Below are 17,656 nucleotides of genomic sequence, written 5' to 3'. Positions count from 1 at the left end.
GGTCGGCCGAATACAAGTTCGTGGCGCGCAATCTGCGTGCACGATGGCGAGCTCCCCCTCGGTATCGTCTCAGTTGCAGACACTGAATTGGAAAAGACGCGACCCGATCGCGCAAGTCTGCCGCTGTGCTCGCGGCGGTCAAGGGCAAGTCGCTCCGCGATGGCCTTCGGCCCCCTTGACCGCCGCTGCGCGCAGCAGCCTAGCGAAAAGCAGGTCGGGACGAGGAGATGTCGCAGCCCGGCCGAACAAGGAGATGGCCAATAACGAAAGCGCTTGACACCAATCGCCCCATACAAGTCCGTTGGCCCGTGGCTGACCTGAGCCCTGAGCGCGGAGATGTCCGCTCCCGGAAGATGACCCGACCAAAGGCATGATGGCCTCAGAGGGCAGCCTTTGACCCACTGGGGTCATGAGTTAGGGATGACGCTCGCAGTGCGCCGCTCTCCGAACCACGTCCGATATGCTATCCTCCATATCCGGAAGCACAGTGGAGGGTCCGCAGGAGGAGCCTCATGTCGGGTGCAAGACGTCGCGACTTCATCACGCTACTTGCCAGCGCAGTTGTCGGTTGGCCGCTTGTCGCGCGCGGGCAGCAGGCGAACGTTGCAACGATTGGCGTCCTGGTGCGTGCCGCTCCCGGTTGGGAGCGATTCTGGCGGGTATTTCCCGAGGCGTTGCACGACCTCGGCTACATCGATGGGAAAAACATTCGGTTCGAGTTCCGATCTGACCAGGGACAGACGGACCGTCTTCCCGAATTGGCAGCAGAACTGGTGCGGCTCAAAGTCAACGTGATCGTGCCCTGGTTCACGCCCGCTGCAATCGCCGCCAAGCAAGTGACGCACGAGATTCCAATCATCTGCGCGGCCTGCGGTGACATGGTCGGAACTGGGTTAGTCGAGAGCCTCGCCCGGCCGGGTGGAAATATCACCGGCAATTCCAGCCTGAATGCGGAGCTTGCTGCCAAGACGGTCGAACTGATCCACGAAATGGTGCCCTCTGCCAAGCGGGTCGCGGCACTGGCTAACGCAGCCGACCCCTTTTCGAAGTCGTTTCTCAAACAGATTCAGCTGGCCGGCGAAGCCACCGGCACGGTGATCGAGCCGGTCATGATTCACGGCGCCGAGAAACTCGATGCCGCGTTTGCGGCCATGAAGGGGCAACCGGCCGACGCGATTGTTGTCCAGCCGAGTCTGCCGACCAAACGAGCTGCGGACCTGGCGCTCAGTTACCGGATACCCGCCGTTTGCGCCTGGCGACAGTTTCCTCACGATGGTGGGCTCGCGGCCTATTTCGGAGCGGAAGATGAAATGTACCGACAGGCCGCCGTCTTCGTAGACAAGGTCCTGAAGGGTGCCAAGCCAGCCGACCTTCCGGTCGAGCAACCGACCAAGTTTGAGCTGGTGGTCAATGTGAAAACTGCGAAGGAGCTTGGCATCTCAGTGCCGCCATCGCTGCTCGCCCGAGCCGACGAGGTGATCGAATAGGACGCGATTGCTGCAATGCATGAGTCCGGAAGTCGGCAACAAGGCGGCTCCGCAGGCTCAACTAGCCGGCGTCCAAAAAGCGCCAAGGCACGAAGTCGCGGGAAGTTGGGCACCGGTTCGGCAGCGGGCGGTATGCGGATTTAATGTCGGCGCCGCTCTTGATGGTAAGCGCGAAGTACAGCAACGGACGGCTAGTGAATTGATCGACGGTGCTTCGACAGGCGGCAACCCGGCAGATCCACAACTTCTGCGTTTCGGCATGAGTGTTGCACAAGAGTACTTAGCCCCCGGTGATGGGGGGCGGGAACTGGCGTCTATCTACTCTGGGCAACAATCCGTAAGATTTAGGGTCGGTCGAGAGGCGCTGTCTTGCCATATTATATTAAGGAATTGCCATAGGCCCTGGCGCGCCCGGAACGAGGTGGCCGCGCGACGCTTCCAGCATTGAAAAACTAGAAAAAACCACTTGCTGCCGCCGGAGTGCCTACCCCCTCTATGACTACCAGCAAGTGGTGAACTGCTCCGCTTCATCTTCGAGAGCGCATTTGATGTTTCAACTATCAGATTTCGCGACGGCTTCTTCCGAGGCCGCGCGCTGACCGGAACAGATGAGACCGCCCAATCGGTCCGCACGACGAAGGCCGATTTTATTGTTTTTTGCCGTGCTCTTCCATGTGCGCTTTGCTCGCTTCTTGGGTGTGATGAGTTGCATGGTGGCCGTGACCGCTCGCGGTATGCGCGTGATGGGCGGCCTTTTCGTGCTGACCGCCCTCGTGATGTTTAGCGGCCTCTGTGTGGTGTCGCGCTGCGTGAGTATGATGCTCTGCTGCTTGTTTATGGTGTTCCGCTGCTTGCTTGGACATTGCAAAGTCCTCCGATGGGTCGAGCGGAACGCGCCGCTTGGCACGGGCCAGGCTGGTAAACGGTTTCGCTGACGGCAGGCTTTACGGGCGACGAGGCCGACACGTTCCTAGAAAGCGTATGAACTTTCAGTGACATTCGGCCGCCCACTTCACTCCTTCGTTCGCCAAACAAATTACGGAATGGCTTGAAAAGCCTGCACGTCGCGAAGAACGCGCTCTCGCCCGCCCGGTTGCGCAGTGCAAGAAAGGACAGTTCAATCCCGCATAGCCCTAACGGAAGGCTCAATGGTGAGGCGGTAGGCGATCAGCGTGCTCCCGTCGAAGACCTCAAGCGGACTGTCGCAAGCCGGACAGCGGTACTCGCCTTTTTCGCCAGCCTGTGAACATAGTTCGAGGCGCCGAAAGCCAGCACCGCACTCGGAACAGATCACATCGCTCTTCTTCATCTTTGGGCCTCTTGCTGCACGCCGACACAATTCCTTAACATCCGTTTAGTTGCGGTTGGAGGGGAAGAGATTTTGATCCGTTGTCCGATTACTGGTCAGGCCGTGCTCACCGGATTGAATACGGAGACCGTCGTATTCGAGACCCTGCCGCCAACTGTGGAAATCCCATTGAGACGCCCGCGTTGTGGCCAAACGCATCACTGGAAACGAAAGGATGCTTGGGTAGCTCAAGCGGACGGCTCAAAGCCACACTAGGGTGCGGCCGCCGCCGAGGTTCACAGGGCCGAGCCACAGGGAACGAGGCGGAGCACCGGATCATTCGGGCAACCCCGTTGCGAAGGCCCTCTATGGTCAACATCGCGTTTGATTGGCCGCCCCGAGCGATCCACGAAGAGATTGTAAAGGCGGGATCGACCTCAAGCACGCGAGCCGCCACTTCACGCGCCTCCCCATAATTTCCAAGATGAGCCAATGCGGACGCGAGACAGCGGTAAGCTGCCGAATACGAGGGGTTTTGACGTTGGGCCTTCTTTCCGGCGGCGATTGCCTCGTCAAAACGACGAAGCACAATAAGGGCGTACCCCATCCCCACAAGTGTCTGCTGCGGATCAACCGGGTTTAAACGAATGGCGCGTTCAAAGCTCCGGACTGCTTCCTCCGGCAGCCCAGCAATTCTGTAGATCCAACCTCTGCTGTGCCACGCCCAATAAGAGTTGGGGTTGAGAGCGACCGCCCGATCAGCCATTTCGATTTCACTTTCATAATCGCCGACCATGAAAGTGGAGGTTAGGGAGGCCCACGCTAACGTGTCTGGATCACTATCGTCGATGCTCACCGCCAAGCGAGAAAGCCGAACTGCTTCCTTCCTGTCGAATTGCGGATCGTTTGAATAGCCCAAAAGGACGTTGAGCATGTGGCTGCCCCCTGCCAGGGCGGCGACCAAGGGTCTAACTCCAAGGCACGATGAGCCAGCCGGACCGTCTCGGCCGCGCCTTCCCTGGTCGCTAGGTAAAACTGCGGCAGAGCACGGAGATACAAATCATAGGCAGTGAGGCTCTCCGGTCGCCGCCGCGTTGCCAATGCAATTTCCGTTTGAAGCAATTTTGGTTGAATAGCTGAGACAACGGCGACCGTGACTACGTCCTGCAGGGCGAAAACATCCGTCAGGTCGCGCTCAAACCTGTCCGCCCAGATGTGCACCCCCGTAACCGCGTCGATCAACTGCCCTGTGATGCGAACTTTTCCGGACGCTTTACGCACAGACCCTTCAAGGACGTACCTAACGCCAAGCCTCTGTCCAACTTCCTTAATGTCAACCGCTCGACCCTTAAAGGCGAAGCTAGAGTTGCGAGCGATCACGAACAGAGATTTGAAACGTGAGAGGGCGGTGATGATCTCTTCAACCATCCCATCAGCGAAGTACTCCTGCTCCTGATCACCGGACATGTTCTGGAACGGCAGAACCGCGATGGAAGGCTTGTCGGGCAATGGAGGCGGGCTATCGGGCTCGCTTTGGCGGGCATAAAAACTGTCGCGAGTTTCACCCAACGCATTCACCTCATATGCTTTGATCGGGTCTTGAATGTTCTTCACTCGCTGAGAACCAAGGTCCACAAAGGCCATCCGTAAGACCTTGCGCACCTGATCGTACGCCCGAGATACAAACGCCTCCAGGCTCCGCAATCGACTGCAGCCGTGCGGCAATGTTCACACCGTCGCCGAAGAGGTCCCAGCGCGCACCATTACGTCGCCGATTTGGATACCGATGCGGAAGCTGATGCGGCGGTCAGCCGGTAAGTTGGAGTTCGCCTCGGCCAGAGCCGCCTGCGCCTCCACGGCGCACTGCACCGCTTCCACAGCACTCCCAAATTCAGCAAGGATACTGTCGCCCGCCGTGTTCGCTATGCGACCCCTGTGGTCTCCAATGAGCCTGTCGAGGATCGCGCGCCGCTCGGTCAGCCTTTTCAGCGTGCCGACCTCATCAGCGCCCATGAGGCGGCTGTAGCCTTCCACATCCGCTGCGAAGACTGCGACGAGGCGTCGGCTGACTTTCGTAGGGTCTGACATTACGAACATTACCCTTCCGGCACCCCGGCCATTCGCATGCCCTCAATCGCGCGGTCGCGCCCAGCGAGGAAGGTCGGATTGTCGCTCCGTGCATTCGTGGCATCGCGAAAGCGGCGAATGGTGAAGCTTGGATCGAGCGCAAGTCCCGCTTGCACCTTAGCCCGCGCTTCGTCCAGCTCCCCGAGCCGCGCCAGCGTCGCCGCAAGATGGAAATACGCGTAGGAAGCGTTTCGGTTTGCATCGAGGCTCCGGCGCAGCCAGACGAGTGCTTCCGCATCGGCATTGAACTGCCTCTTGGCGACGCCGACCCATAGCATCCATCGATAGGCTATGGTATCGCGAGGAGAAAGTCGGAATGCTTCGTTGATGTGAGTTTCGGTTTCCGCGCTTCGACCAAGAAAAACCTTTGCGATCCCGATGAGAGCATGAGCGCCGGCCAAATTGCGATCTAGCGCGAGTGCCTGCTCGCACTCAGCAATGCCCTGAGCTACGCGTTTCGTAAACATTTGCACGAGATCCAGAAACATGTGAGCCAAAGCGTGGTTCGGTGCGAGAGATAACACCTTGGTTATGGTCGTCTCTGCCGCCGCAAACCGCGCCGAATAGTCGTCCGTCATAAAGGCAGCCCCAAGTGAGGCATCGACCCTCGCTAAACCGACCATTGCCTCGATATTTCCGGGATCGAGCGCGATGGCTTTCTCGAAAAAACTGCCCGCTTGTGCCATGTGATCGGGGGTTAGCCCCTTGTTCAACCAACTTGTATTTTGGAACACCAAGTCCATCGCGTCTAGACGCGGTGAACGCTCCGCTCGCCTTGCCTCGGCATCAATGAGTTGGGCATCCAGCGTGTTGGCGAGCCTTGATACGATTTCGTCCTGCATGTCGAAGAGGTCGGCAACAAGCTTGTCGAAACGCTCGGCCCAGAGATGGTTGCCGGTTTCCGCATCAACCAATTGCACGTTCACCCGGAGCCGGTTTCCGCCACGTTGCACGGAGCCTTCGAGCACATAGCGGACGTTCAGCTCGCGTCCCAGCTTCCTTACGTCCACCGCTTTGCCTTTGAGCGTGTACGCGGTGTTGCGCGCGATCACGAACGCGCCGTTGATGCGCGATAAGTCCGTGGTCAGGCTCTCGGTCACGCCATCCACGAAGTACTCTTGCTCGGCATTGCCGCCGATGTTGGTGAACGGCAGCACCACTAGGGACAAGCGCGGGGCTAAAGATGGTGGCGGGACAGCTCGGTCAATGTTTACGTTCAGGCCAACGGCATAGGCACGTATCGGACGGACGATGTTCTTGAGGGTCTGCTCGCCCAGGTCAGTGAACTGGACGCTAACCTTGCCTTGAACCTGATCGTAAGCAGAAGAAGAGAGGCAGATGCCACCGGGCTCCGCGATGCCCTCCAACCGGGCCGCGACGTTCACGCCATCACCGAGGATGTCCTCGCCCTCGATCAGGATCGCCGAGATTGATCCCGATCCTGAACTCCATGCGGCGGTCCTGCGGTACCCCTTCGTTCCTCTGGGCCATCACCGCTTGCACAGCCACCGCGCATTCGACCGCATCGACTACCGAGGGAAACTCAAGCAACACGCCATCCCCTGTGGTTTTCACGAGGCGGCCGCCGTATTTTGCCACAAGGGCGTCGGTCACCTTGCGGTGTTCTCGGATTGTCCATGCGGTGCCAACCTCGTCGAGACCCATGAGCCGCGAGTAGCCCGCCACGTCAGCGGCTACTATCGCTGCCAACCTGCGTCCGACCCTGCCTGGATGCGCTTCGGCCATGGGAACGCGTCCCGTTCGCAGAGGCAGTATGCACGACGGAACCGCAGGTTGCCACAGGCGCACCCCGGGGCTCCCGCGAAAACCGATGCTCATGTCTACAGATGACTCTGCGGAGTCCACTGCGGGCGATTGGGCGGTCCGCACCCCGGTAGCGGAAGGAGCCACAAGCGAGTCCTGAGTCACCGCTGGGCCGTACAGACGTATTCCAGCCTAGGGCTGACGGGTTCGGAGGCTCCTCATTGATTGCCCCGCCACGGCTCCGGCGGCGCCGGTCTGTCTTTCCGGAAAGTGGGCGAGCTGCCGATCGGAGACGTCATGCTTGCCCAGAAGATCGCGCTGGAAAGCTGCGAGCGCAGCGCCCTCGTGGTAGCCAAGGAGATTCGAGCCGAACGGATTCATGCTTCTTGGCTGTCCGTGATCACACGGGCGGGTGTGGAGGCTTCAAAACTTGCGGCGCACCTACTGGGGCCCCCAGCGCCCTGATCGAAGGGGGTGGCTAGGGGGGGTTATGCCCCACCCTGGTACCGGCTGCCTCCTCGTTGCGCTTCGGGAGCGCGTCAATGCCTGTGTGGTACATCCCGCCTCGCGGCGAGCGCGTCAGCTATTGGCGCCTCGGCGGAGGCCCCGGTGCCGCTGCCTGTCGTCGCCGTGCCAGGTGACCTCCTGCATTTGCACCTTGCTTTTCTCTCGGTGTTGTAAAATACTGACGAGGGTTCGTAGTTTACAGGATGACCATGTCAACCCCCATCGTCGCGTACTTCCGCGTTTCCACCCACAAGCAGGGCCGCTCCGGCCTCGGTCTGGAGGCGCAGCGCAAGGCTGTTGCTGCATATGCCGCCCAGCAGGGACTAACGATCGCCGAAGAGTTCACTGAGGTCGAGACGGGCAAAGGCGCCGACGCCCTGGAACGCCGGCCAGTGTTCGCTCAGGCGCTGCAGAGAGCCAAGAAACTGAAGGCGCCGATCGTCGTCGCCAAGCTGGATCGATTGAGCCGCGATGTCGCGTTCATCGCGACGCTGATGGCCAAGAAGGTCGAGTTTGTCACTGCTGACGACCCGACCAAGTCGCCGTTCATGCTGCACATCAAGGCTGCTGTCGCAGAAGAAGAGCGGCGCATGATCGCTCAGCGTACCCGGGATGCCCTTGCGGCGGCCAAGGAGCGCGGTGTCGTCCTGGGCAACCAGGCGCAGGCCGACGCGAATAAAGCCGCTGCGGCGGCTCGGGACGCCGGCCTGGTCGACATCCTGACGGAGATCGGCTGGGAGCAGCCGTATCGCGATATCGCCGATCAGCTGACCGAGCGCGGCGTGCCGACGCCTCGCGGTGGCGATACCTGGAACGCGATGACGGTGCGAAACATCCTGAAGCGATTGGGATTGCGCGGCGACGATTGAGGGGATCGCCGGCCGGTGACCATCTGTAGAGGACCCGCGCTCTGGAACGGTGGGACCCGCAGGCGCTTACCTCCTCTGGCAATCCGACCGCTCGTTTGTATCGAGATCTATTGTCCAACCTGAAAGCACCCGTTGATGCTTAACGCTTTTTACCCCAGCCGCTTGACGACTGACCAAATAGAAGCCTGGTCGAGCAGGCTCTCGTATTCGTCAAAGCGTTCGACGTACCGGTTGTAGGTCGCCCAGCGCATCCACTTCGGCTTCGGCGGCAAGTCCCATTCGGCGGGATCAAGGTCGCCGATTAGGCGAGACTTGGATCCGTTCTTTGCCGAGGTGTGCCCTGTCTGACGCATTTTGAAATTGCGAGCGATAGGCAACCTGCCGTCCCCACGCTTGGCGGCTGCAGAATCGAGCGGCCCCAGGTGGCATCCAGAGCACCATAGCAAGTCCGCCCGTGACGGGGCACACGAAGAACCACTGCCGGCCTCCGAAGTGGCGCGGGCGAGACACCAAAGTTATCTGCTGTGCGAACCGGCCAATCGTTATGCGAAACCAAGCATAGCATGGGTCTGTCGTGTCGGCGGTGATTACACCGCGCGCGATTTCTCCCTGATGAGTACTCCAGGAGATACGCCGTGCGCCGACGTTGGCGCCGGGCTTGATGAAGCCCTTGCGAGCAAGGTGATTGAGATCGAGCTTTAATCCGTCCTGCAGGCAAACTCTATGTCGAGCACGTGGCATCCTGTCTACTGCCTAGCTGCTGTGTTGCGACCTGAGGCACTTATGAATCCCGCCGCCTCTCTTTTCACGGGCGCGGTCCGCTGTGCCGCTGCCGTTCCGCTTGGCGCGCGGGAAGCGGAACGTGCATTTCTCCCCGTCGCACAAGGACTTCTTTCATTCTTTTTTCTCCTGTTCCTCTTGTTCCTCTTTAAAAAAGAAAAATGAAATAACGACGGGGGATGATGCGCGAATGTGCGCCCCGAAGCGATACAAGCGGAACGGGCGCCTAACTGCTTGCAAAAGAACAGAAAATCCCGTTCCGCACACTGGACCGATGCGGAACTCAGAACCTCGCATCCGCGAGGGTGGCCTCCATGCTCCTCGGGGTCGTGGTCGGCGTCCTCGACCTGCCATCCCTTGAGGTTCGGATTGCGCCATAGCCATCCCGGGAAGCGCGCCTCCCACTTCTTGCGGCATTCGCTCAGGTCCGGGAACGTCCAGCCACGGCGGCGCATGACCCTGCGCGAGTTGTCGCAGCCCTGCTCGGTGAGAAAGTTGCCGAGCCTGTGATCGCTCACAGTGCGCAAGCGTGAGTCGATGCTGCGAGCCTGATCATAGAGTCCCGGCCGAGAAATCCAGCGGTCACTCATCCCCAGCGTCACCTTCTCCTCGAACTTGTTCGACACGGCGCGATTGGGCTCCTCGGGGTCGCAGCCGGTCAACGTGCCGATCTGCAACAGCTCGACCCACCAGCTATCCAGCGGTCCAAGCGACTGGGCCTGCTGGCTCGTTAGATCATTGCACTTCGGGAGCTGGCGAGGATGGAAATCGCCCAAATCATGATGTAGGAGGTCGTAGAGCATGGCGCGGTAGCCCCCATCCTCCAACTGCTCATTGATCGCCTTAAACCACCCGTGATCCTGGAGCTTGTCGTCGTTGACCTTCAGGACGAAATAGCGCCGCTCGCGCTCGCCGGCGGGCACCACCCAGTCCTCGTTGCTCGCCATCATGACGTGCAGCAGGTTCGGCACTTCCACACCATCGCGGCCTTTTGCCTCGATGAAGATCGTCGGCTCCGTCACGAGTCGCTTGATGGTGCCTTCGGCCCCCTTATTCCCCGGCCAATATGCCTCGTCTGCGAACAAAAGCACTGTGTCACGCAAATGCCCATTGAAGCGCCCGACCAAATGCTCGGCACTGGCAATCTGCAGGGCGTGCTGGCCGAACAGCCTGCACATCGCGTTGCCGACGGTGCCCTTCCCGGTGCCGCGCTTGCCCTGCATCACGACGACCACTTCGGCGCGCTGGTCGGGGTGCTGCACGCACCATGCCAGCCAGTTCATGATGTAATCGAAGACTTCCTTGCGGCGGGAAGCGACCACAATCCAGATGTGATCGCGGAGCTTGGACCAGTCGCCCTGGCGCGGCTCGAACGCCCAGCCGCGCCAAAGATTGAGCTTGCAGTCGATCACCCTGGCATTGTTGCCCGGGCAAAAGGTCAGACCGTCATATTGCCGGCGCTTGGCCTGGTTGAGCCACCACGTGCCCAGCGGCACGGTCTTGTCACCGACATCCACCCGCTTGTTCATGTGCAGGTTCTTAAAATCGGCGAAGCGCATCAGGACCAGCGTCTGGCGCCCGCGCTCGGTTTCAAACGTGCCGACGAACGTCTTGCCACCCTCCTGCACGACAAAATAGCGAGCATTCATAGCGTCGAGTCGCTTGTTGCCGGTCGGCGCCAAGATCGGGTTCTCGATGCCGTCGATCGGTGCCATCGTGTTCACGACACCACCTCTGACGTCTCCGCGTCCTGCAGCGCTTTCAACTGCGGGTGCTTCCTGAGCCAGCTCCGGCACATGCCGCGAATTTTGCATTCCTCGCGCTGCTAATTCCAACGAGCGCCATATTCGCCAGCCGCTGCCCGGGTGGCGACAAGGACGCTCTCGACGACTTCATCGATATGCATACCCCGAGTGAGCATCGCCGCCGTACAGGAGCGCTGCGTGGTGTGGATCGAGTTGAGCCCACCCGCCATGTACATCATGTCTGCGAGGCGCTGATCGACATCGATCCGCTCGTTGGTGCCGAACTGCCTCGCGCACTCCAAAAAGGGGCAGGTCTCGCCAGCCGTGAGCGCGCGCTCGCGGCTCTTGCGCAACAGGATGGGCGACACTTCGGACAACCATTCCTCGAGATCATCCAGCTCGTAGCGGCGACGGCCATCGATCGACAGCACCTTCACCTCGGTCCAGCTCCCGTTCTTGCTGTTATGCGTGTCGGGCAGGCGCATCACGCGCGAGACCTCGCAGACCGCGAGATCACCGGCCACGAGATCGGCGAGCTGCTTCAGGGCGGCCTCGATGCGCTCGACATTGGGCTGCGTTTCCATCGGCTCCTTGAAGAGCCAATAGCAGTGCAGGCCGCCACCAGAGAACACGATGGCGCTCGGCGGGTACTGCAGTGACTGCAGCTTGCGCACGATCTGCTCGCGCGTATAGCCGAGATCGATGTCCTTGAAATCGAGATCGGCGTGGAGGCCGATCGTCTCGACAATGTTTTCCTTGTTGCGCCTGGCACCGGCCTTCACCGTGCCGACGCAAAAGAACAGGCCGCGACCCGGCTTATCCCACTTGGACACGAACCCGTTGATGTGCGAGGGACGCCGAGTGTGGACGTGACGCTCACCTGCCTGCTTGGGGTCGTCCCGTTCATTCGGGAACGTGCAGGAGTAGACCTGCTCCGTCGTGTGCTCGAAGAAAGTCCTGAGCAAGTCTACCGCCGAGCTAGACCGAGAATCGGGACCATTGGGCTGATGCGGCAGAATGGGCGGCGCGGGTTCGTGCCCACACGGGATGACGGTGAAACTCATCGGTAGAGAAACCTCAGCTTTGCTGAGGTCGCGCCTGCCATGGCATCATCAATGGTAGTTGGTGACTAGCCAATGACTGGGACGCGACCCAGTTTTTGAAAGAACCCTGCCGCGGTGACGCGGTGGGGTTCTTTCATTCTGAGGCTCAGTCTCGGTAAAGCACAGGAAAAGCGGCGGTCAATTTTCGGTTCGCTGCTTAGCGTTTGACTCCGAGGCGCTGGCGCAGGCTTCTAGCCCTCTGGCAATCGCATTGATGGCAGCATCGGAAGGTCGGAATTTCCGTTCGACGCCGACCCAATCGAACAGCGCGTCAAACATCCGTTTACGCGGCAGCTGCTTGCGGCTCGTTGTGATCTTCTGCTCGGCCATCAGCTGCAGAAACGGTTCCACGACCAGTTTCCGCACGTATCGTTTTTTGTATGTCTCACCCGTGGTCTTCAGCCAGTGGTCGATATCCGATCCGTGCGCCGTTAGCACAGCGATCAAATCGCGCCGTTTGTAACCATGTTCGGTCATCCAATCGGTCATCACCATGTGCAGGTCACCGACATCAGCATTGGGATTTTGCCGGGACCAGCCCGCCTCCTCGATTTCAGCCAAGAAATCAGGTCCTACTTTTTTGGCGAGCGAAAGGTGCTTGGTGACGGCCGCGCGATACCGGAGCACCAGCTTGCGGTTAGGTTGTTTGCTCAACTGCGCAACCCGGCGCTCGTATTCACGTTTGATCTGTTCAAGTTCGCTTTCCCAGCCAACTTGCAGAAAGGGGTTGTCTTCGGCAATGCCCATCGCCGCTAACAGCCTATCGAGCCGCTGCTCAGGGCCTGCTGCTTTGCTAGGGGGCGGCCTGTGCTTGGTCATGTCGGCCTGGCCGATTTGAAACGCTATTCGGCAGCGCGAAAAAGCACCGCCGGTTTTTCTTCACGCGGCAGTAATGCTGCGTCAATTTACGGCGCAAAACAAGCCCGGACAGAACTTCCCGCAAAGCACGCTCGCTCAATCCCGCCGTTGAAACACAAACACCATCAACACGAATTGGCGACACCGAAACGTGTGTTGCAACCGCGGGGCGTGATTGCGCCGGACGAAGGCGCGATTCCTATAATACCACTGGATCGGCCCGACGACGCCGTTCTTCGTTATGTGCGAGAGCTTGCCAAGAGGCTCGCGCGCGAGGATCATGAGGCGGAGATCGCGGCCCGCCAAGCATCCCAACCTGCGACGAGCGAAAACCCATGATCCGCGCTGCGCTGTACGCCCGCTATTCATCCGACCGTCAGAAGGATCGCTCCATTGACGATCAGATCGCCCTCTGCCGCGACCTGTGCGCGCGCGAGGGCATGGCCGTGATCTCGACTTTTGAGGATCGCGCCATCTCCGGCACTGGCGCAATCACCCGCGCCGGCCTTCAGGCTTTGATGCGCGCCGCTGAGGGGCGCTTGTTCGATGTCATCGTCGCCGAAGACATGGATCGTCTGTTCCGCGACCAAGCCGACTATCACACCACCCGCAAACACCTCGATCATCTTGGCGTCGCGATCCACACTGCCGCAGGTAAAGTCGGCAGGCTCGATGGCGCGTTGCGTGCACTCATGAGCGAGATGTACATCGAGAACCTTGTGCTGCATACGCGACGCGGCCTTGAAGGCGTGATCCGCGACGGGCGGCACGCTGGCGGGCGCGCATACGGCTATCGTGCGGTGCCCGGAAAGCCCGGCGAGTTGGAGGTCGTCGAGGACGAGGCCGAGATCGTTCGCCAGATCTTTGCGCGCTACATCGCCGGCGAGACACCGCGTCAAATCGCGCACGACCTCAACAAACGCAGCGTGCGTCCGCCGCGTGGCCGGCTCTGGAACGGTTCGACCATCAACGGTCACGCCGCTCGCGGAGGCGGCATGATTTTGAACGATCTTTATGCCGGGCGCATCGTCTGGAATAAAGTGCGGATGGTGAAAGACCCCGTGACGCGGAAGCGTCTCTCGCGCCCCAATCCAAAGGATCAATACAAGATCGTCGAGGCGCCGCATCTGCGCATCGTCGATGACGAAACGTTCAAGGCGGCGCAGGTCATCAAGTCCGACCGTCGCCACGACGCGAGCCCATCGACGGTTCAAAAGGCGCGCGCCCCCAAGCGGGTCTTTTCAGGGCTGATCAAATGCGGCTGCTGCGGCGGCGGCATGTCATCCAACGGCGCCGATCGCAAAGGCGTACGTCTACAATGTAGCTCCTACAAGGAGAGCGGCTCGTGCACAAACAGTCGTCGCGTTTACCTCGATGACATCGAGGCGCTGGCGATCAAGGGTTTGCGCCAACACCTCGCCCATCCCGAAGTGATCACCGAATTTGTCGATGCCTATAACGCCGAGCGCAAGCGGCTCAAGAAGGAGGCAAGCACCGAACGCACCCGGCTCGATCGGCGCCTCGGTGAGATCGAGCGCGAGATCAAGCGCGCCGTCGATGCGATCACCAAGGGCGCACCGCCTGAGCCGATCATCCCTCGAATGCGCGAGTTGGAAGCTGAGCGCGTGAGCATTGCCAGTCGGCTTGAGACCGCCAAGGAAGCCGACAACGTGATCGCCCTGCACCCCAAGGCGCTCGACCGCTACAAGCGCGCAGTGGTGGAACTCGCAGATGAGTTGAAGCGCGGCACTCCCACCGAGTTTGCCACCATCCGCGAGCTGGTGACGGCGATCATTGTGCATGCCAGCCCCAGCCGCCCAGGCGGCGCCGGAACCAAAGCCAACGCCGCGGACGATCGGACCGTTCGGATTGACATCAAGGGACGGCTGGCCGCCCTCTGCGAAAATCCGGCCCTGTTTCCGAATATGGCTATGTCGGGGGGATCGATGGTAGCGGGGGAGCGCTACCTACGTTCCCCCCCGAGCGCGGAACGACAAACCGATTCCCAAGCGCCAGAAATCGCACGGTTGATGAAATAATCGACCGCAACAATCGTGCGTTCTACCAAAGAAGCTGAGTTCATTTGCGATATCCACACTCGCTGAGATGGCCCAGCGTATTGGTCCGGCTGGTCCGAGACTGTGCTCTAGGTTACGGGCCAGGTGGGTCACGGGCCAGGTGGGTCTGGAACAGGCAAAGGCGCTCGCTGAAGCCGCGTTTTGTCTGCCAGGCTTGCGGCAAGCGCAGCGCCATCCTCAGGGGCGCCACCGAGCGGGTCGCGCCCTAACGGCTTCCTGCACCAGCAAGGCCAGCGAGTTACAGGACTGCATGTCTCCACGACTCTCGCCACGACCTGGCGCGGGTAGGCTCCGATGCCGCAAATGTGCGACATCACGATGTAAGTGGGGCCCGTGTCAAGTTCATGGAATAGAACAGGAGCTCCGCTTCAAGCGCCTGGCGAAGATGTGCGGACTGACGAAATCCGTGCTTCTCGTCCTGGAATATAAGCAGACAAGTCGGGACGTTTCGGCGTTGAAGCGCAGAGTACATGCTTTGTGCCTGATTGATCGGCACAACAGGATCGTCCTTACCGTGAAGAAAGATCACTGGGGCGGAGAGCCTGTCGGCGAAATTGATCGGCGAACGGTCGTGGTAAAGTGCGCTGTCGGACACAAATGGCTCAATGAGCCAGTCGGTGTAGTGCAACTCGAACTTATGCGTCTCGGTGGCGAGTGCAACCAGATCACTGATTCCGTAGTAGCTCGCACCGGCGGCAAACTCGGTATGAAAGGTGAGCCCGCACAACGTCGTATAGCCGCCAGCGCTGCCGCCCCTGACCGCTAACTTTCCATCGTCGACATCGCCACGAGCGGCAAGGAATTTCGCGCCCGTAATGCAATCCACGACGTCAATGACACCCCATTGGCCGTAAAGCCTTTCCCGGTATTTCCTTCCATACCCAGTGCTTCCACGATAATTCACGTCAAGAACACCGAATCCCCGACTGGTCCAGAATTGCACCGAAAGATCGAGCGCCGAATCGGTCGCGGTGGTTGGCCCGCCATGGCTTTTCACGAGTAACGGAGGCTTTTCCGAGGCTGGCGCCCGCCAGTCTGGATTGTAGGGAGGAAAATAGAAGGCATGGGCAATTTCGCCATCGCCTGTTCGAAATTCGATCGATTGGGGCGTCGAAAAGTAGTTCTGGAATTCTTGCAAGCTGGCTGAGGAGACCAGGAGCTTGATCGGCGAAACCGCTCCCGTGTTCACATCGACGGTCGCGATTGCCGGCGGCGATGTCATGGTGGCATAACGGATCGCTATTGTCGTTGCCGTCGCATGCACACCCGACAAGGAAGAAAATTCCATCGGATAGTCGTGAGCGATCAATGTCGGCAATTCTAGTCGGCCCAGGCGCCATCTACCGTTTTGGACAAACGAGTAGATCAGAATCTCGGGTGACATAAACGCGTAGGTCGAGAGGCCGAGCAGCCACTGAGGGACACCGAATTCCGCGTCTCGAGCCAAGATGTGCTCCACGCCAGAGGTGTTACATCGATACAGGTTCCAGAAATCTGTGCGGTCGGAAATGAAGTAGAGCCTCCCGTCCGGCGACCATTGTGGCTGAAATATCGATTCGGAACCGCCCTGGACGATTTGTTTGTCTGTCAGCGTGCCCGCCTGATCGAGACCTGCGACATTCAAATAAGTGGAAGTCCACGGCATGTTTGGATGTTGCCAGCTTAGCCACGCAAGTTTTGACCCATCGACGTTGAGCGTCGGCGACGAGTAGAAGTCACACCCGCTGTCGAGTGTTACTTCACGGCCCGTCGCGATGTCGATGGCGACCAGCATATGGATCGCTTTGATGATGTCACCGTTCGGGCGTTCCTCTTTGATCGCGATTAGCCGATTTCGAGCGGCGTCGACGCAAATGTCTGCAAACAAGCAATTCGCACTCGACGTGATTTTCGTCGGAACGCCGCCCGCAACCTGCTGGTAGATTTGATTGTCGCCGAAATTGACGAAATACACGACGTCGTTGCTGACGGCATAGGCGCCCCCTCCGTAGCTATAGACCTGCGATCTCGCGTTGAAGGGGGACGGCGTGATGTCTCTGATCGTGCCGTCGGCGGCTCTGGCCACCACGGCGTTGCGGCCCTTCTCGAGGGGTCTCCCCTCGATCCAGTAGATATTGTCGCCGTCAATCCGCGGCTCCGAGAGTGATCCGGTTTCGGCCACAGCCACGCCGGCTGTGATGGGGGAGGTCCAGGATCCGAAACTACTGATCTGCTGACCCATCATGAAGCTTCTCCGTCGCAGTTGGGTTTACGACTCCCATTAACGGTCGCTCCACCGGATAACGCATCTGAGCTATGCCGGCACGAATCAGGGCCATCGCGGCTGCCGAGAACCCAACCTCCTTAACGGCGACCTTCAACCAGGCCCAAGCGCTCCATGGCGTTCGCGATGTGCTGCCTCATGCACTTTCGCGCGCGTACGACGTCCTTGTCCTTGATTGCTTCGTAGATGGCGGCATGCTCCTGCTCGTTGGTGCGGGCGCGCGTAGGGCCGTCGATGCGTTCATTGGCCTTGGCGATGCTTGTGCGGACGTGCTCGGAAATGAAATTGACGAAAGTAGCGACATACGTATTGTCACTCGCGCGAGCGATCGCCCTGTGGAACTCAAGATCTGCGTCGACTGAGTACTCTAGAGCCTGGAGACGCAGCTCCTGCAGCGCCTTTTTTATTTCGGCAAGCTGGCTCCGAGTGCGGCGAGCCGCGGCCAGCCCCGCAGTCTCGACCTCCAGGATGGACCGCAATTCGAAGAGATTCGAGAACAGTCTCGCGTCACGCCAAATCTCGGTGTCGATGCGCAGCGCCAAGTGCGCCTTGTTGCCCAGCACAAAGACGCCGGACCCTTGGCGGGGCTCCACCGCCCCTTCGAATCGCAATTTGGCGATTGCCTCGCGAACCACATTGCGGCTGACGCCGAACGTCTCCGCGAGTTCGCGTTCCGTCGGTAGACGATCGCCTGGTTTGAACCGACCGGCCAGAATTTCGTCGGATATCAGGCGGGCGACCTGCGAAGGGAGATTCGGGGCCCGGCCCACGGTCTTAACCAAGCTTG

At 59.9% G+C, this 17,656-nt stretch carries 16 protein-coding genes; 4 read left to right on the top strand and 12 right to left on the bottom strand.

The genetic code is table 11. From position 1 onward, the window contains the following. Positions 1–512: 512 nt before the first annotated feature. Entirely contained in the window at positions 513–1,487 is a 975-nt protein-coding gene (locus SO140_RS25705) for an ABC transporter substrate-binding protein (protein WP_498543385.1), read from the top strand. 647 nt (positions 1,488–2,134) lie between these two features. On the opposite strand, the gene SO140_RS25700 is transcribed toward SO140_RS25705, so the two are convergent. The 6 genes from SO140_RS25700 to SO140_RS25675 all read right to left on the bottom strand — a co-directional run bounded on the left by SO140_RS25700 (position 2,135) and on the right by SO140_RS25675 (position 6,648). Beyond that, positions 2,135–2,350 carry a hypothetical protein gene (locus tag SO140_RS25700; protein ID WP_498543384.1) on the bottom strand — a complete coding sequence of 72 codons (216 nt, stop codon included), beginning with the start codon at positions 2,348–2,350 and terminating at the stop codon, positions 2,135–2,137. 552 nt (positions 2,351–2,902) lie between these two features. Further along, positions 2,903–3,541 carry a tetratricopeptide repeat protein gene (locus SO140_RS25695; protein ID WP_498543392.1) on the bottom strand — a complete coding sequence of 213 codons (639 nt, stop codon included), beginning with the start codon at positions 3,539–3,541 and terminating at the stop codon, positions 2,903–2,905. An 86-nt stretch (positions 3,542–3,627) separates the two neighbouring features. After that, on the bottom strand, positions 3,628–4,419 hold the full coding sequence (locus SO140_RS25690) for a hypothetical protein (protein ID WP_498543383.1): 792 nt from the start codon (positions 4,417–4,419) through the stop codon (positions 3,628–3,630). 84 nt (positions 4,420–4,503) lie between these two features. Next, positions 4,504–4,863: an adenylate/guanylate cyclase domain-containing protein gene (locus tag SO140_RS25685; protein WP_498543382.1), complete on the bottom strand. Its 360-nt coding sequence runs from the start codon at positions 4,861–4,863 to the stop codon at positions 4,504–4,506. Positions 4,864–4,871: 8 nt separating this feature from the next. Next, positions 4,872–6,287 (bottom strand): tetratricopeptide repeat protein, encoded by a 1,416-nt coding sequence (locus SO140_RS25680; RefSeq protein ID WP_498543381.1) that lies wholly within the window; start codon positions 6,285–6,287, stop codon positions 4,872–4,874. A gap of 4 nt (positions 6,288–6,291) precedes the next feature. Next, positions 6,292–6,648 carry an adenylate/guanylate cyclase domain-containing protein gene (locus tag SO140_RS25675; RefSeq protein WP_498543380.1) on the bottom strand — a complete coding sequence of 119 codons (357 nt, stop codon included), beginning with the start codon at positions 6,646–6,648 and terminating at the stop codon, positions 6,292–6,294. Positions 6,649–7,382: 734 nt separating this feature from the next. Here SO140_RS25675 and SO140_RS25670 point away from each other — a divergent pair. Beyond that, the gene (locus tag SO140_RS25670) at positions 7,383–8,042 is read left to right on the top strand and encodes a recombinase family protein (protein WP_498543379.1); all 660 of its coding nucleotides are present in this window, start codon (positions 7,383–7,385) and stop codon (positions 8,040–8,042) included. Between the two features lie 149 nt (positions 8,043–8,191). Here the strand turns inward: SO140_RS25670 and SO140_RS25665 are convergent, their stop codons facing one another. The 4 genes from SO140_RS25665 to SO140_RS25650 all read right to left on the bottom strand — a co-directional run bounded on the left by SO140_RS25665 (position 8,192) and on the right by SO140_RS25650 (position 12,489). Beyond that, positions 8,192–8,419 carry a hypothetical protein gene (locus SO140_RS25665; protein WP_498543378.1) on the bottom strand — a complete coding sequence of 76 codons (228 nt, stop codon included), beginning with the start codon at positions 8,417–8,419 and terminating at the stop codon, positions 8,192–8,194. A gap of 369 nt (positions 8,420–8,788) precedes the next feature. Next, positions 8,789–10,537: a DUF5906 domain-containing protein gene (locus SO140_RS25660; protein ID WP_498543377.1), complete on the bottom strand. Its 1,749-nt coding sequence runs from the start codon at positions 10,535–10,537 to the stop codon at positions 8,789–8,791. 110 nt (positions 10,538–10,647) lie between these two features. Further along, positions 10,648–11,532, bottom strand: a complete 885-nt coding sequence (locus SO140_RS25655; protein WP_498543376.1) for a hypothetical protein — start codon at positions 11,530–11,532, stop codon at positions 10,648–10,650. Positions 11,533–11,808: 276 nt separating this feature from the next. After that, a complete protein-coding gene (locus SO140_RS25650) occupies positions 11,809–12,489 on the bottom strand; it encodes a hypothetical protein (protein ID WP_498543375.1) in 681 nt (226 codons plus the stop codon). Between SO140_RS25650 and SO140_RS25645 the strand changes: the two genes are divergently transcribed. Both SO140_RS25645 and SO140_RS25640 read left to right on the top strand, forming a co-directional pair. Beyond that, the gene (locus SO140_RS25645) at positions 12,478–12,867 is read left to right on the top strand and encodes a hypothetical protein (RefSeq protein WP_498543374.1); all 390 of its coding nucleotides are present in this window, start codon (positions 12,478–12,480) and stop codon (positions 12,865–12,867) included. The two genes, SO140_RS25650 and SO140_RS25645, sit on opposite strands and share 12 nt — an antisense overlap. Further along, positions 12,864–14,567: a recombinase family protein gene (locus SO140_RS25640; protein WP_498543373.1), complete on the top strand. Its 1,704-nt coding sequence runs from the start codon at positions 12,864–12,866 to the stop codon at positions 14,565–14,567. The genes SO140_RS25645 and SO140_RS25640 overlap by 4 nt, the downstream gene beginning before the upstream one ends. A 352-nt stretch (positions 14,568–14,919) precedes the next feature. Here SO140_RS25640 and SO140_RS25635 read toward each other — a convergent pair whose 3' ends face one another. Both SO140_RS25635 and SO140_RS25630 read right to left on the bottom strand, forming a co-directional pair. Further along, positions 14,920–16,830, bottom strand: a complete 1,911-nt coding sequence (locus tag SO140_RS25635) for a S9 family peptidase (protein ID WP_498543372.1) — start codon at positions 16,828–16,830, stop codon at positions 14,920–14,922. A 119-nt stretch (positions 16,831–16,949) separates the two neighbouring features. After that, positions 16,950–17,651, bottom strand: coding sequence for a FadR/GntR family transcriptional regulator (locus SO140_RS25630; protein ID WP_498543371.1), 702 nt, complete (start codon positions 17,649–17,651; stop codon positions 16,950–16,952). Positions 17,652–17,656 lie beyond the last annotated feature (5 nt).

It is taken from the genome of Bradyrhizobium sp. UFLA05-108 (assembly GCF_059803455.1).
Note: the sequence above shows the minus strand (reverse complement) of the source record. Positions and strands in the feature narration are given on the sequence as shown.